The sequence below is a fragment of the Delftia sp. PX-1 genome (assembly GCF_055797465.1).
In genome coordinates this window covers 2,804,527-2,819,021 of record NZ_CP184763.1, presented here as the reverse complement: position 1 = coordinate 2,819,021, position 14,495 = coordinate 2,804,527, and the positions used below count along the sequence as shown (strand labels likewise).

The 14,495-nt window shown below is 68.4% G+C and carries 15 protein-coding genes; 6 read left to right on the top strand and 9 right to left on the bottom strand.

Going from position 1 to position 14,495, the window contains the following annotated elements:
• The first annotated feature begins 42 nt into the window (after nt 1–42).
• Complete coding sequence (locus tag ACN20X_RS13075) at nt 43–948, top strand: HTH-type transcriptional regulator ArgP (protein ID WP_017404434.1); 906 nt, start codon at nt 43–45, stop codon at nt 946–948.
• A 31-nt stretch (nt 949–979) separates the two neighbouring features.
• On the opposite strand, the gene ACN20X_RS13070 is transcribed toward ACN20X_RS13075, so the two are convergent.
• Nucleotides 980–1,528: a DUF2721 domain-containing protein gene (locus ACN20X_RS13070; RefSeq protein ID WP_016445256.1), complete on the bottom strand. Its 549-nt coding sequence runs from the start codon at nt 1,526–1,528 to the stop codon at nt 980–982.
• Between the two features lie 109 nt (nt 1,529–1,637).
• A complete protein-coding gene (locus tag ACN20X_RS13065; RefSeq protein WP_016453034.1) occupies nt 1,638–2,627 on the bottom strand; it encodes a LysR family transcriptional regulator in 990 nt (329 codons plus the stop codon).
• 189 nt (nt 2,628–2,816) lie between these two features.
• Between ACN20X_RS13065 and ACN20X_RS13060 the strand changes: the two genes are divergently transcribed.
• The 3 genes from ACN20X_RS13060 (at nt 2,817) to ACN20X_RS13050 (ending at nt 5,612) form a co-directional block, all read left to right on the top strand.
• The gene (locus ACN20X_RS13060) at nt 2,817–3,845 is read left to right on the top strand and encodes a tripartite tricarboxylate transporter substrate binding protein BugE (protein ID WP_016453035.1); all 1,029 of its coding nucleotides are present in this window, start codon (nt 2,817–2,819) and stop codon (nt 3,843–3,845) included.
• Nucleotides 3,842–5,269: a M20 family metallopeptidase gene (locus ACN20X_RS13055; protein WP_016453036.1), complete on the top strand. Its 1,428-nt coding sequence runs from the start codon at nt 3,842–3,844 to the stop codon at nt 5,267–5,269. Before ACN20X_RS13060 ends, ACN20X_RS13055 begins: the two co-directional genes overlap by 4 nt.
• A 208-nt stretch (nt 5,270–5,477) precedes the next feature.
• Nucleotides 5,478–5,612, top strand: a complete 135-nt coding sequence (locus ACN20X_RS13050; protein ID WP_016445252.1) for a DUF3149 domain-containing protein — start codon at nt 5,478–5,480, stop codon at nt 5,610–5,612.
• Between the two features lie 52 nt (nt 5,613–5,664).
• On the opposite strand, the gene ACN20X_RS13045 is transcribed toward ACN20X_RS13050, so the two are convergent.
• The 4 genes from ACN20X_RS13045 to ACN20X_RS13030 all read right to left on the bottom strand — a co-directional run bounded on the left by ACN20X_RS13045 (nt 5,665) and on the right by ACN20X_RS13030 (nt 9,842).
• The gene (locus tag ACN20X_RS13045) at nt 5,665–5,922 is read right to left on the bottom strand and encodes a SlyX family protein (protein WP_034363106.1); all 258 of its coding nucleotides are present in this window, start codon (nt 5,920–5,922) and stop codon (nt 5,665–5,667) included.
• Nucleotides 5,919–7,115, bottom strand: coding sequence for an aminotransferase-like domain-containing protein (locus tag ACN20X_RS13040; RefSeq protein ID WP_016445250.1), 1,197 nt, complete (start codon nt 7,113–7,115; stop codon nt 5,919–5,921). Before ACN20X_RS13040 ends, ACN20X_RS13045 begins: the two co-directional genes overlap by 4 nt.
• 179 nt (nt 7,116–7,294) lie before the next feature.
• Nucleotides 7,295–8,281, bottom strand: coding sequence for a Bug family tripartite tricarboxylate transporter substrate binding protein (locus tag ACN20X_RS13035; protein WP_473210671.1), 987 nt, complete (start codon nt 8,279–8,281; stop codon nt 7,295–7,297).
• A gap of 73 nt (nt 8,282–8,354) precedes the next feature.
• Nucleotides 8,355–9,842, bottom strand: coding sequence for an amidase (locus ACN20X_RS13030; protein ID WP_016445248.1), 1,488 nt, complete (start codon nt 9,840–9,842; stop codon nt 8,355–8,357).
• A gap of 116 nt (nt 9,843–9,958) precedes the next feature.
• On the opposite strand from ACN20X_RS13030, the gene ACN20X_RS13025 reads away from it, so the two are divergent.
• Nucleotides 9,959–10,867: a LysR family transcriptional regulator gene (locus tag ACN20X_RS13025; protein WP_016445247.1), complete on the top strand. Its 909-nt coding sequence runs from the start codon at nt 9,959–9,961 to the stop codon at nt 10,865–10,867.
• A 62-nt stretch (nt 10,868–10,929) separates the two neighbouring features.
• Here the strand turns inward: ACN20X_RS13025 and ACN20X_RS13020 are convergent, their stop codons facing one another.
• Complete coding sequence (locus ACN20X_RS13020) at nt 10,930–12,000, bottom strand: PDDEXK nuclease domain-containing protein (protein WP_016445246.1); 1,071 nt, start codon at nt 11,998–12,000, stop codon at nt 10,930–10,932.
• Nucleotides 12,001–12,210: 210 nt separating this feature from the next.
• Between ACN20X_RS13020 and nth the strand changes: the two genes are divergently transcribed.
• Nucleotides 12,211–12,864, top strand: coding sequence for an endonuclease III (gene nth / locus ACN20X_RS13015; RefSeq protein ID WP_016445245.1), 654 nt, complete (start codon nt 12,211–12,213; stop codon nt 12,862–12,864).
• Between the two features lie 3 nt (nt 12,865–12,867).
• Here nth and ACN20X_RS13010 read toward each other — a convergent pair whose 3' ends face one another.
• Both ACN20X_RS13010 and ACN20X_RS13005 read right to left on the bottom strand, forming a co-directional pair.
• The gene (locus ACN20X_RS13010; protein ID WP_154834716.1) at nt 12,868–13,875 is read right to left on the bottom strand and encodes a Bug family tripartite tricarboxylate transporter substrate binding protein; all 1,008 of its coding nucleotides are present in this window, start codon (nt 13,873–13,875) and stop codon (nt 12,868–12,870) included.
• A 46-nt stretch (nt 13,876–13,921) separates the two neighbouring features.
• The gene (locus ACN20X_RS13005) at nt 13,922–14,410 is read right to left on the bottom strand and encodes a DUF3237 domain-containing protein (protein WP_473210670.1); all 489 of its coding nucleotides are present in this window, start codon (nt 14,408–14,410) and stop codon (nt 13,922–13,924) included.
• Nucleotides 14,411–14,495: the final 85 nt, after the last annotated feature.

Here is a 14,495-nt window from a genome sequence, read left to right as displayed (position 1 = left end):
TAAGTAAAATTACATTTACTCAATCAAATGAAGAATATCTAAATGCTCGACTACGCCGGACTCGAAGCCCTGGCAGCCGTGGTGCGCGAAGGCAGCTTCGAACGCGCGGCGCGCAAGCTGCACGTCACGCCCTCGGCCGTCTCCCAGCGCATCAAGCTGCTGGAAGAGCGCGTGGGCCAGGTGCTGGTGCTGCGCGGCCAGCCCTGTTCAGGCACGGAGGCAGGCCGCCGCCTGTGCCTGCATGTGGAGCAGGTCGCCCTGCTGGAAAACGACCTGCGCCGCAAGAACCCCGAACTGGTGCCCGAGGGCCAGACGGCCCTGCCCACGCTCAAGCTGGCCGTCAATGCCGACTCGCTGTCCACCTGGTTCATGGACGCCATGTCCGCCTTCACGCGCGACGGCAACGAGCTGCTGGACATCAGCATCGACGACCAGGACCACACGGCCAAGCGCATCCGCGAGGGCGAGGTGCTGGCCGCCGTCACGGCCACGTCCTCGGCCATTCCGGGCTGCAACACCTGGCCGCTGGGACGCATGCGCTACGTGGCGGCCGCCAGTCCCGATTTCATCCGCCGCTACCTGAAGGACGGCATCACGCCCGAGGCCATGGCACGCACGCCCATGATGAGCTACGGCCGCAAGGACAGCCTGCAGGACCAGTGGCTGCAGCGCCTGGGCGCGGAAGGCCGGCGCAGCACGCCGCGCCACTTTCTGCCGTCCAACCAGGGCTATACGCGGGCCTGCGAGCTGGGCATGGGCTGGGGCATGCACCCGCCGCTGATGATCGGCGCGCAACTGGCCGAAGGCAGCCTGGTGGAGCTGCTGCCCGGCAACGATCTGGACATTCCCATGTACTGGGCCCATGCGCGCAATGCGCAGGCCAGCCTGCAGCGGCTGACGGACTGCGTGATCCAGGCGGCAGCCGCCTGTCTTGACCCGATGGAGTGAGGGGGCGACGGCGGCGCCGTCCGCGCCCGGCTCAGGGCTGGCGGCCGGTGTCGTCTGCCGGGGTGGACGGCTCAGCCTGGGCCTGGTCGTTGCGTTCCGGCCGCTGTATGGTGCGCACGGCCGCGCGCACGCGGGTCAGGGTGTGGAAGTCCAGCAGGCTGGTGGCCATGATGGTTTCCCAGAGAAAGCAGGCCAGGGCCGAGAGAAACATCAGCACGCCGAACAGAAAGCCCAGCACCGCATAGCCATGGCCGTTGATGCCGTAGGCCTCGCCCAGGAACAGCAGGGCAATGGTCAGGCCGATGCAAAAGCCGCACACGGTCAGCAGCCCTATGCAGACATTGGCCAGCCGGCCGCGCTTGCGCAGAAAGTGCAGCTCGGTCAGGCTGCGCGCGATGAATTCCTCCTCCTGCGGCGTGCGCAGCAGTTCCTCCAGCTTGCGCGCGCGGTCGATGATGCGGGCCAGCCGCCCGGCCACGGCGCCTATCATGCCGGCCACGGCCGTCAGGAAGAACACCGGCGCCAGCGCCAGCTGGATGCTGTGGGTGACGGTATCGGCGTCTAGCGACCAATTGATCATGCGGTCCTCTGCGTGCTTTCTGTTGTCTGGTCCGGCCGTGCTGCCGTGTTTTCGCGCGGACAGTATTGTGGCCGCAACCGGGGGCCGCAAGAAGCCATGTCGCCCGCTTTCAGCGCGCCGGGGGTGCCGGCAGAACCTGCGCGCACAGCGAAAGCATCTGGTCCAGCAGGGCGGGCGCCCGGTCGCGGCGGCGGACCACGCCCAGCGGCGCCAGCCGGCCCGTCAGCTGCACGTCGAGCCGGCACACGCGCGCATGGGTCTGCAGGCCCGGCGCGATGCTCAACGGCACCAGGGCCACGGCGCCGGGCTGGCTCAACAGGCCTTCCAGTATCGGCAGGGAAACGGTGGAGACGGGAAACCAGGGCGCATCGGGCAGCGCCTGGAGCACCTCGGCCTCGAAAATCCCGCGCACGGCGATGTTGGCCGTGGGCAGCACCCAGCGCGCGCCGGTCAAGGCCTGCAGCGGCACGCCACGGCGCCCGGCCAGTGCATGCGAGCGTGCGGCCACCACCACGGCCGTGTCGGCCAGCAGCGGCTCGAAGACGAAGGGGCCGGGCAGCAGCGCCGGCTCGCGGCAGAACACCGCGTCCAGCCCGCCACCCAGCAGCTGGGACAGCAGCCGGGTGCTGGCGTCTTCGTGCACATCGACATGCACCTCGGGATGCTCGGCATAGAACCGCGCCAGCAGGGGCGAAAGAATGGCCAGGGCCGCCGCCGGAATGGCGCCCAGGCGCAGCGCGGCCGCGGCGCCCCGGCGAATGGCGGCCAGCGATTCCGCCACCTCCTCCAGCGCGGCCAGCACGCCGCGCACCGTGTCCACCAGGGTCTGGCCGGCCAGCGTGGGGCGTATGCCGCGCGCATGGCGCTCGAACAGGCGGATGTCCAGCACGCGCTCCATCTCGGCCAGCGCCTGGGTGGCTGCCGACTGGCTCATGTGCAGCGTGGCGGCGGCCTGCACCACCGAGCCGCATTGCTGCAGCGCCACCAGCAGCTGCAGCTGGCGCAGGCGCACATGCTTGGTCAGGCGCGAGAACAGCAGCCGGCCCTGGGGCGTGGCCGCATCGTCCAGGCCTTCGCGGTCGTCAAAATCGTGGCTCATGGGAATCTTGGTGTTTTCCCCAGGCAGGCCCTGGCGCGCCACAGGCGGCAAAGGGCAAGCTATCGGAACGGCTTATAGCTTGGCACAAATACCGTGGCCCACGCGGGCGGCAGGATTTCTATAGTCGCCTGCATCGGGAGCCGGCACGGCCCAGGCTGCGGCTCCCTCCCCGTCGATGGAGTCCATGCCATGCAAGCCAAGCCCCTCTTACAGCCTCTCTCTCACCTGCCGCGCCGCACCCTGCTTTCCCTGGGCGCGGGCCTTTGCGCCGCGCTGTGCGGCCTCACCCTGGCCCGCACGGCCCATGCAGCCGACGCCTATCCGAGCAAGCCCGTCAAGCTCATCGTGCCCTTTGCGGCCGGCGGCTCCACCGACATCGTCGCGCGCGTGATCGCCGAAGGCCTGCGCAGCACGCTAGGCCAGCCCGTGGTGGTGGACAACAAAGCCGGCGCGGGTGGCCTGATCGGTACCGAAAGCATTGCCCAGGCGGCGCCAGACGGATACACCATCGGCATGGCCACGGTGAGCACGGCCACCATCAACCCCTCGCTGTATACGCGCGCCGCCAGGCTGGAAGGCAGGCTCCTGCCCGTGGCCAACCTGGTGACCATGCCATCGGTCTACATGGTCCATCCCAAGATGGGCGTCAAGGATTTCGCGGGGTTCCTGGCCAGGCTGCGCGCCCAGCCCGGCGCCTACAGTGCGGGCGTGCCGGGCCTGGGCACGCTGGGCCATCTGATGGTGGCGTCCTTCAACGAGACCATGAAGACCCAGATCCAGATCGTGCCCTATCGCGGCAACGGCCCGGCGCTCAACGACGCCCTGGCGGGCATGGTGCAGGTGATGACCGATCAGTTGCCTTCGGCCATGCCCCAGATCAAGGGCGGCAAGCTCATCCCCGTGGCACTGTCGGGCGACAGCCGCTCGCCCGATCTGCCCGATGTACCCACCTTCAAGGAGCTGGGCTATGCGCAGCTCAACGAGCTGGGCATCAGCTGGTTCGGCCTGGTCGTGCCGGCCGGCACGCCGCCCGCCATCGTCCAGCAGTTGCAGGAAGCGTCCACGAAGGCCGTGCGCCTGCCCGAGGTGCAAAAGCACCTGAAGCTGCTGGGCGCATCGGTCACCGAGATGGACCAGGGCCGCTTCCCTGCCCAGATCGCCAGCGAACTGCAGCGCAACAAGGCGCTGCTGGACAAGGCAGGAGTGAAGCCGGAATGAGCGCGGTCGATCATCTCCAGGATTTCTTCCAGCAGCAGTCCGCGCGCATGGCGGCCCTGGCCGACAGCATCTGGTCGCTGGCCGAGCTGCGCTATGCCGAGACGGCTTCGGCCCAGCTGCACATCGATGCGCTGGAGCAGGCCGGGTTTCGCATCACACGCGCCCTGGCCGGCATTCCCACCGCCTTTCTGGCCGAATGGGGCGACGAGGGCCCGGTGCTGGCGTTCCTGGGCGAGTACGACGCACTGTCGGGCCTGAACCAGCAAAGCGGCGCCCTGGTCTGCACGCCGTCCACCGACAGCCCGGGCCTGGCCGGCCACGGCTGCGGCCACCACCTGCTGGGCACCTCGGCGCATTTCGCGGCCATCGCGCTGCAGGAGCACCTGCGCCGCAGCGGCGCCAAGGCGCGCGTGCGCTACTACGGCTGCCCGGCCGAAGAAGGCGGATCGGGCAAGACCTTCATGGCGCGCGCCGGGGTCTTCGACGATGTGGACACGGCGCTGACCTGGCACCCGGCCAGCTTCTCCGGCGTGTTCAGCCAGAGCACGCTGGCCAATATCCAGGCGAAGTTCGTCTTCCACGGCAAGGCCTCGCATGCCGCGCACTCCCCCCACCTGGGCCGCAGCGCGCTCGACGCCGTGGAGCTGATGAACGTGGGCGTGAACTACCTGCGCGAGCACATGCCCACCGATGCGCGCGTGCACTACGCCATCACCGACTCGGGCGGCCTGTCGCCCAACGTGGTGCAGGCGCGCGCCGAGGTGCTGTACCTGGTGCGGGCCGCACGCAACCACGAGGCGGCCGCACTGTACGAGCGCGTGCAGAACGTGGCGCGCGGCGCAGCGCTGATGACGGATTGCCGGCTGGAGATCGTCTTCGACAAGGCCTGCTCCAACCTGCTGCAGAACCGCACGCTGAACCAGGTCATGTACGAACAGATGCAGGCCCTGGGCCCGCTGCGCGTGGACCCCGGACTGCACAGCCTGGCCGGAGACTTCCAGGCTACGCTGGACAGCAATGACGTAGACCAGGTCAGCCGCCCGCTGGCCAGCGTGCTGCGCGGCAAGGTGCCGGCCGTGTTCGAGGGCCTGGCGCCCTACGATCCCGCTGTGGAGGGTACCCTGTTCGGCTCCACCGACGTGGCCGATGTGAGCTGGATCACGCCCACCGTCCAGGCCTGGGTGGCCTGCTACGCCTTCGGCACGCCGCTGCATTCCTGGCAGATGGTCTCGCAGGGCCAGTCCGGCCTGGCCCACGCCGGCATGGTGCGCGCCGCCCAGGTGATGGCCGCCACCGCCATCGCCCTGCTGCAGCGGCCCGAGCGCATGGCCGAGGCCAAGGCGGAGCTGCTCGAGCGCCGCGGCGGCAGGCCCTATGCCTGCCCGATTCCTGCGGAGGTGCCCCTGCCGTTCATGCGGGGGTGATGGGCTTGGCTCGCCCTGGATGATCGACTCCTACCCCATGCCCAGTTCCCGGGCTTGCAGGGGCTTGCAGGGGCTTGCCCCTTTGCGCTGCCGCAAACCCGCCCCGCCGCCGCGTTGACCCATCACAAGCCCTCCACGCCATGCCACGGCGATAGTCGGATCGGGACCCCACCGATACCTACAAACCACAGGAGGACTTGTGAAGCTGATGATCGATCTCTTTTCCACCGACTACGGGCTGATGAGCCTGGGCGTCATCGTCTTCATCCTGATCATGGCGGGCTTTTTCCTGCGCCTGTTCCTGGGCAAGATGAAGCACGTGGCCAACAAGCCGCTTGAATGAAAAGATGCCCAGGCAGGGCCTGGCCTGGGCATTCGCATGCAGCCCTGCGCACTCAATAGTGCGGGGGCAGCTCGTCGCGCAGATGGGTCGCACCGCCAGCAGGCCCGCCCTCCGGCACCCGTCGGCGCAGGTCGCGCAGCTCGTCCAGGAGCCGGTCGATCTGCTGCTGCTGGCGGTAGATGGTCAGGTTCAGCTGCTCCAGCAGGTCGTCGGTGTAGCTGGCCTTGATCTCCAGCTCCATCACGCGCGCCTGCAGGGCCTGGGCCTCGTCGCGTTCGCCCCTGCGCTCGTTGTCCCCAGCCACGCTCACGCCTTGAGCGCCTGGGCCAGGCGGGCGATGCCTTCGCGGATCTTGTCCTCGTCGGCCGTGGCGAACGAGAGGCGGAAGCTGGTGGCATCGGGGTTTTGCGCGAAGAACGGCGCGCCCGGCACAAAGGCCACGCCCTGGGCGATGGCCCGCTTGGCCAGCTCGCCGGCATCGGCCAGCGCGCCGCCCTTGCCGGTCAGGCGCACCCACAGGAACAGGCCGCCCTGGGGCTGCAGGAATTCCACGGCATCGCCGAGGTGCTCGCGCAACGCATCGCCCATGGCCTTGGCGCGGCGCGCATAGACCTCGCGCACATGGGCCAGCGTGGCGGGCATGGCGCCGGACTTCAGGTACTGCGCGGCCGTGGCCTGGGCAAAGGTGCTGGTGTGGGCGTCGCTGAACTGCTTGCACATCACGGCGCGGGCCAGCAGCTCGGGCGGGGCCACCAGCCAGCCGATGCGCAGGCCGGGGCTGAGCACCTTGCTCAGCGAGCCGCAATGGGCCAGCCAGTCGCGGCTGCCGGGCACCTGGCTGGACAGGGCCAGCAGGCTGGGAGGTGGCGCCTCGCCAAAATACAGGTCGCCGTAGGGATCGTCTTCCACCACCAGGGTCTGGTACTTGACGGCCAGCTCCAGCACCTTCTTGCGGCGCTCCAGGCTCAGCATGGCGCCGCTGGGATTGCCGAAGGTGGGGATCAGGTAGACCAGCTTGGGGCGGTGCTCGGCAATGAGCTTTTCCAGCGCATCGACCTGGGCGCCTTCGGCATCGATGGGCGCGCTGATGACTTGCGCGCCGTACAGGCGAAAGCACTGGATGGTGGCCAGGAAGGTCGGGCCTTCCACGATGACCTTGTCGCCGGGGTTGATCATGGTCTTGCCCAGCAGGTCCAGCGCCTGCTGGCTGCCCGTGGTGACCACCAGTTGCTCGGGGGCCAGCTCACGCACGCCCTTGCCGGCCATGAAAGCGGCGATCTGCTCGCGCAGCGGCTGGTAGCCCTCGGTGGCGCCGTACTGCAGCGCGGCGCCCGGCTCCTGCTGCAGCGCTGCCTGGGAGGCGGCGCTGATGCCGGCCACGTCGAACATGGCGCTGTCCGGAAAACCACCCGCGAAGCTGATGATGCCGGGCTTGCCCAGCAGCTTGAACAGCTCGCGGATGGCGGAGGTTTCTACGTTGTTCAGACGGTCGGCGAATTGCATGGGCAGGATTCTCGTTGTCGATGCGATGAAAAGGCGAAGCCTGCATTGTCGCCAATCCTGCCGCAGCTTTCCTGCACGATTAGAAGTCCCCTGAGTCGCTTCGCGCCTTCCCGTTGCACGGCGCCCCCCAAGGGGGACGACGCCATCTCTGCCCCCTCTCTCCCGGAAGGCAGCTGCGTTCAATCCACCTTGATGTCGGCCCTGGCGGCCACGGCGCGCATCTGCGGCAGTTCGCGCTCGATGCGCTCCTGCAGCGCGCTGCCCGGACCCCATGCGGGCGACAGGCCGATGTCCACCAGCTTCTTCTTCATGGCCGGCTCGGCCATGGTGTCAGCCAGCGCCTTTTCCAGCTTCTTCTGGATGGGAGCGAGCAGGCCGGCCGGGGCGAGGAAGGCAAACCAGGTGTCCATGGCAAAGCCGGGGTAGCCGCTTTCGGCCACGGTGGGCACCTGGGGCAGCAGGGCCAGGCGCTGCGGGCCCAGGGCTGCGATGGGACGGATCTTGCCGGCCTTGATCAGCGGCGTGGTGGCCACCACCGTGTCCACGGCCACCTGCACCTGGCCGCCCATCAGCGCGGTCAGGCTGGGCGAGCTGCCGTTGAAGGGCACGTGCACCATGCGCATGCCCGTGGCGGTCTTGAGCATTTCGCCACCGAAGTGCACCGACGACCCCGTGCCGAAGGAGCCGTAGGACAGCTTGTCCGGATCGGCCTTGGCCAGGGCCACGAGTTCAGGCAGGGTGCGTGCAGGCGTTTCGTTGTGCGCCACCAGCACCAGCCCCATGTCGGCCACCAGGCCCAGCGGCGTGAAGCTGCGCAGCGGATCGTAGGGCAGCGGGTTGCGGATCACGGGGTTCAGCGTCAGCGTGGTGCTGGCGCCCAGCAGCAGCGTGTAGCCATCGGGCGGCGCCTTGGCCACCAGCGCGCCCGCCACCACGGTGCCCGCGCCGGGACGGTTTTCCACCACCACGGGCTGGCCCAGGCGCTCTCCCAGCGATGTGGCCAGCAGGCGGCCCAGGATGTCGGTGGCGCCGCCGGGCGCAAAGGGCACGACCAGCTTGATCGGGCGATCCGGGTAGGACTGGGCCTGGGCATGCGCCAAGGGCAAGGCAAGCGCAGCGGCGCCGGCCATCAGGCACGACAGAAAACGGGAACGGGACAAGGCCATGGCACGGATCTCCTGGGGAACGAGGGAACGGGAACCTGGGAACAGCTCAATGCGGCAATTCAGTCGTCAGTCTTCAGTCGAGCAGCGGGCTGCGCACGCGCGACAAGCCGCTGGCCTGGTCATAGGCATGGCCGATCTGCAGCACGGCCAGGTCGGCCTGCGCCGGGCCGATGATCTGCAGCCCGGCAGGCAAGCCCTGCGGCCCGAAGCCCGCAGGCGCGGCCAGTGCCGGAAGGCCGGCCATGGTGGCAGGCACCACGGTCTGCATCCAGCGGTGGTAGGTGTCCATCTCGCGGCCGTCCACGGCGTGAGGCCAGTCCAGCGCTGCGTCGAAGGGAAAGACCTGGGCGGAGGGCAGCACCAGAAAGTCGTAGCTGTCGAACAGGCGGCGCAATGTTTCATACCAGGCCGAGCGCACGCGCGCCGCGTCATAGACGGCCATGGCCGGCAGCGCCAGACCGCGCTCGATTTCCCAGACGGCCTCGGGCTTGAGCAGGGCGCGTTTGGCCGGATCGTTGTACAAGGCGGCGTTGGCGCCGGCCACGCTGAAGCTGCGCAGGTCGATCCAGGCGCGCCACAGCCGCTCGAAATCGAACTGCGGCACGGCCTCCTCCACCGTGCAGCCTGCGGCCGTGAAATGCTGCAGCGCCGCCCGGCAGGTCTGCAGCAGGCCAGGCTCGGTGGGCAGGTGCCCGCCCAGGTCCCCCAGCCAGCCGATGCGCAGGCCCTTGCAGTCGCGCTGCAGCTGCGCGGTCCAGTCCTGGGGCGGCTCGCTGCGGCGGGTCAGCGGCAGGCGCGCATCAAAGCCTGCCTGCACGGACAGCAGCAGGGCCAGGTCGGGGATGTCGCGCGCCATGGGGCCGGCGACGCTGAACTGCTGGAAGAACACCTCTTCCGAGGGGCCATGCGGCACGCAGCCCACCGAGGTGCGCAGTCCATAGACATGGTTGAAGGCGGCCGGCGTGCGCAGCGAGCCCATCATGTCCGAGCCATCGGCCACGGGCAGCATGCGCAGCGCCACGGCCACGCCCGCCCCGCCGCTGCTGCCGCCTGCCGATCGCGAAGGATCGAAGGCATTGCGCGTGGTCCCGTAGACCGGGTTGTAGGTATGGCCGCCCAGGCCGAACTCGGGCGAATTGCTGCGTGCCACGAAGAGCGCACCGCCTGCGCGCATGCGCTCGAACACCACGCAATCGGCCTGCGACAGCTGGTTCGCGAAGATCGGCGATCCCTTGGTAGTGACCATGCCTGCGGCCGGCATGATGTCCTTGGGCGCCTGCGGAAAGCCGTGCAGCGGCCCCAGGCTCTGGCCGCGCGCCAGCAGCGTATCCAGCTCGCGGGAGCGGCCGCGCAGCCAGTCCCGGTCCAGCGGAGCCACCAGCGCATTGACCACGGGGTTGAGCCGGTCGATCTGCGCGCAGTAGGCATCCAGCACTTCCAGGCAGGACAGCTCGCGGCCGTGGATGGCCTTGGACAGCGCGACGGCCGACATCTCCACCACGGCACCACCCCCGGTTGCCAGACCCGGCTGCAGCGCAGCGGCGCTTGTGCTTGACTCCATGGATTTCCTCGTTTTTGTGACAGAACGAAGTCAGCATAAGCAGGCGCAAATATTTCGACAATCGCCATTTTCTCGGCTTATCGTTGCGTTTTCCGCAAACCATAAATGGGAGCCATATGCTTTCCAACCGCCTTCAGGACACGGCCCTGCGCTACTTTCTCGAAGTGGTGCGCAGCGGCTCGGTCAGCGATGCCGCCGCGCGGCTCAACGTCTCGCCCTCGGCCGTGAGCCGCCAGGTCGCCGGTCTGGAAGAGATGCTGGGCGTGCCGCTGTTCGAGCGCCGCCCGCGCGGCATGGCGCCCAGCCCGGCAGGCGAGCTGCTGGCCGCCCACGCGCGCCGCGGTGCGCTGGAGGCCGACCGCGTGGTCTCGGATATCGAGGCCCTGCAGGGCCTGCGCCGGGGCGTGGTGCGCGTGTGCAGCTCGGGCGGCTTTGCCATCGAATTCCTGCCGCGCGCCATGGCGCTGTTTCGTGAACAGTACCCGGGCATGCAGTTCCACCTGCGCGTGGAAGCACCTGCCGCCGTGACCCAGGCCGTGCTGGGCGGCGAGGCCGATGTCGGCCTGACCTACAGCCGTGCGGCGGCACGCGATATCGAGGTCTGGCACCGCCAGGTCTCGCCCGTGGTCGCCATCATGCGGCCCGACCACGCACTGGCCCGGCATGCCAGCATCACCCTGGCCCAGATGCATCCCCATGCCATTGCCCTGCCCGAGGACGCCAACACCGCGCGCCAGCTGTTCGACATTGCCTGCAGCCACCGGCGCCTGGTGTTCGAGCCTGCCCTGGTCAGCGGCCAGTTCGAGACCCTGGTGCACTTCGTGCTGCATGGCGGCGGCCTGTCATTGGGTGGTGAGGTCACCATGCGCGAGCGTGTGCGCCGTGGCGAACTGCATGCGGTGCCCATACGCGAACGCGGCATGAATGCACGCGCCATCGAGCTGCAGACGCTGGCAGGCCGCACGCTGTCCAAGGGAGTGCGGGCCTTCGTGGAGCATCTGCGGGAGCTGCTGCCTCCCGGGTAAGAAGACGAAGTAGAAAAAGCAGAGAAAGACGGAAGGGATGGACTGCAGGCCGGGGCCCGTGCTCAGCCCTGCCCGACTTCCAGGTGGCACTGTGCCCAGTGCCACTGCGCCCGGCGCGTGGCCTCCCGCAGCCGCTGGGCCAGCACATGGCGAGCAGGCAGGCCGGGCAGATACTCGGCCATCTGGACGCCGCCGCGGCCCAGCTCCAGCAGCTCGATCTGCTCCGAGCTGTTGCCCGAGCACAGCATGATGCCCAGCGGCGCATCCTCGCCCGGCTCATGCTCATGCCGATCCAGCCAGCGCAGGTAGTGCTCCATCCGATCCTTGTCCTCGGCCGCGAATTCGCCCACCTTCAGCTCCACCGCCACCAGCCGCCGCAGCCTGCGGTGGTAGAACAGCAGGTCAAGCTGGAAATCCTGGTCATCCATCTGCATGTGCCTTTGTCGCGCCACCAGGCTGAAGCCCATGCCCGACTTCAGGAAAAAGGCCTCCATCTCGCGGATGACGGCCGCCTGCAGGTCGCCCTCCTGCCAGGCATCGTGCAGCCCCAGGAAGTCGAGGATGTAGGGGTCTCGCATGAACAGCGCTGGCGACATGCGCTCGGTGGCTCGCTGCGTGGGCTCCTGCGCGACCAGCGTGTCCGCATCGAAGGACAGCACGGTGCGCTCGTACAGCCGGGAATCGATGCGGCTGCGCAGCGTGCGGGCGCTCCAGCGCTCAATGCTCGCCATGCTGGCGTAGTACTCGCGCTGCAGGGCGTCCTTGAGCGGAATCAGCGCGATGAAATGCGCCCAGCTCAACTGCCGCGTGGGCGAGATGACCAGGGGCTCATCAGGAAAGGTGGTGGAGAACTGCACCATGCGCCACAGGTTCTTTTCCGAGAAACTGCCGCCATAGCCCTGGACCAGATGCCCGGCCAGGGAGGGCAGGACCTTGTCGCTGCAGCCGGCCTGCCGCACCTCGGATTCGCAGTCATGGATGTGCTGGCCGATATGCCAGTACAGCAGGGTCATTTCGCTGTTGATGGTGGAAGCCACCCGAAGCCGCGCGGCCTCGATCAGGTCGCGGACATCACCCAGCAGGGTCTGCGCCGCCGCGATCGCGGGAGAAACGGATATCTTGCGAGTGGCCATGCGGTCGCCCCCTCCTGGTGGCGTGTTGTCTGTATGTGTGGTGTCGGCGGAATCGATCCGGCCCACTATTGCCATGCGGCCCCGGCACGTCAACGCCGCAACCGCATAACCAGACGATCTGGCCCTCGCAGACATCAAAAACCAGAACAGTCCTAGAAATCACACTTGCACGACAATGCTCGCCACATCGATGGACACGCGCTTCCCACAATGAAAACCACCAGCATCGAACCCTTCTTCGCCACACTCAAGGCCGCCAACCCCTCGCCCCAGACCGAGCTGGAATACACCAACGTGTTCGAGCTTCTGTCTGCCGTGCTGCTCTCGGCCCAGGCCACGGACGTGGGCGTGAACAAGGCCACGCGCAAGCTGTTTCCCGTGGCCAATACGCCCCAGGCCATCCTGGACCTGGGACTTGAAGGGCTGGAGGGATACATCAAGACCATCGGCCTGTACCGCAGCAAGGCCAAACACCTGATGCAGACCTGCCAGATCCTGGTCGAGCGCCACGGCGGCCAGGTGCCGCGCACGCGCGAGGAGCTGGAAGCCCTGCCCGGCGTGGGCCGCAAGACGGCCAACGTGGTGCTGAACGTCGCCTTTGGCCAGCCCACCATGGCCGTGGACACGCACATCTTCCGCGTGGGCAACCGCACGGGCCTGGCGCCGGGCAAGACGCCGCTGGCCGTGGAAATGCAGCTCATGAAGCGCGTGCCGCCGGCCTATGCCGTGGACTCGCACCACTGGCTCATCCTGCTGGGCCGCTACGTCTGCCAGGCCCGCAAGCCACGCTGCTGGGAGTGCGTGGTGGCGCCGTACTGCGACTACTCGCCCAAGACGCCTGCGCCGGCTGCGGGCAAGCGCTGAGCTTCAATCGGCCTTGAAGCCCGTGGCCGCCACGGCCTTGCCCCAGGTGACCGTGTCGGCGCGCATGATGCGGGCGAGTTCGTCGCCCGTGGTGCCCGTCACGCGGAAACCGGCCTCTTCCAGCCGGCTGCGGCTGTCGGGCTGCTGCAGGGCGCGCACGATGTCGGCCTGCAGCCTGGCCACGATCTCGGGCGGTGTCTTGGCGGGCGCGACCACGCCGAACCAGGAATTGAACTCCAGCGACGGATAGCCCTGCTCCCCGATGGTCGGCAGATCGGGCATGGACGGGGTGCGCGTGGCGCCCGTGCTGCCCAGGGCCGTGAGCTTGCCGGCCTTGACCTGGGGCGCGGCCAGGGCCGCCGTGGCGAAGACGGCCTGCACGTCGCCGCTGAACAGGCCGCCCAGGGCATCGTTGGTGTTCTTGTAGTGCACGGGCTCGGGCCTGAGCTGCACGGCATTGCCGAACATGAAGGCGCCGAAGTGGCCTGGCGTGCCGGCGCCGAAGGTGGCGATGAACAGCTCCTTGCGCTGGCGCGCCCAGGCCACGAAGTCGGGCACATTGCGGGCCGGCACTTTCTGCGGATTGACCAGCAGCACGAAGTCGGAGGTGACGACCTGGCTGACGGGCACAAAGTCCTTTTGCGGATCGTAGGGCAGGCGCTGGTAGGTGTTGGGGGCAATGCTGAGCTGGCCGGTCTCGCCCAGCATCAGCGTGTAGCCGTCAGGCACGGCGCGTGCCGCCTCGCTGGCGGCGATGAGGCCGCCAGCGCCCGGCTTGTTGTCCACGACCACGCCCAGGTTGCCCCATTGCTCGGACAGCTTTTGCGCAAGCAGGCGTGCCACGATGTCCGGCCCCGTTCCCGCAGGAAAGCCGACGAGCAGGCGCACGGGCTTGCTCGGAAAAGCAGGCTGGGCGCTGGCCGCGGCCCAGGGAGCCAGGCCGGTGGCCAGCACGGCGGCAAGAGTGCAGGCCACGGCGGCGCGGCGCGCCTTGGATGCAGGGTTGTTCATGTGTTGTGTCTCCTGTGTTGTAGGTATCGAAGCGGGGAAGGCCCCCTCAGAGCAGCTCGTGAAAGCGCATCTGCACGCGGTCGGGATGGCGCGCGCCGGTGCCGAAGAACAGGCGCTCGTTGATCCAGGCCAGCGCACGGCTGGCCGTCTCCATGCGGGGCGCGCAGCGGAAGTAGATGTGCGCGGGGTCCACGGGCTCGCCACGTGCCAGCTTGGCCATGTGCGCCGGGTCGCCGCTGCGCAGGGCCTGGTTGCAGACATAGATCAGGTCGCCGGCATCGGTCTCCAGCACATAGCGCGCGTCGAGTTCGGCCAGCCCGCCGTGCACGATGCGCTGGAAGTCCGCGCCTCCGGGCAGCACGCGCGCGCTCCAGCCGTCGCCCCGGGCCGTGCCGCCCAGGATGGGGATCAGCCGGCGTCCCCCGTGGACGGTGGCACCGACCTCCTGCGGCGGCCCCACCTGCACGCTCAGGTCGGCGAAGAAGCGAAAGCGCGGATCGGGCAAGGCCGCAAGCTGCGGCACGTCATCTGGCATGGTTCTGGGGCTCCGGTGAATGGGATCGGGACCTAGCATAAGCACCATTGCCCGGGCAGGCCGTCATCCCGGAAGATGACAGCGC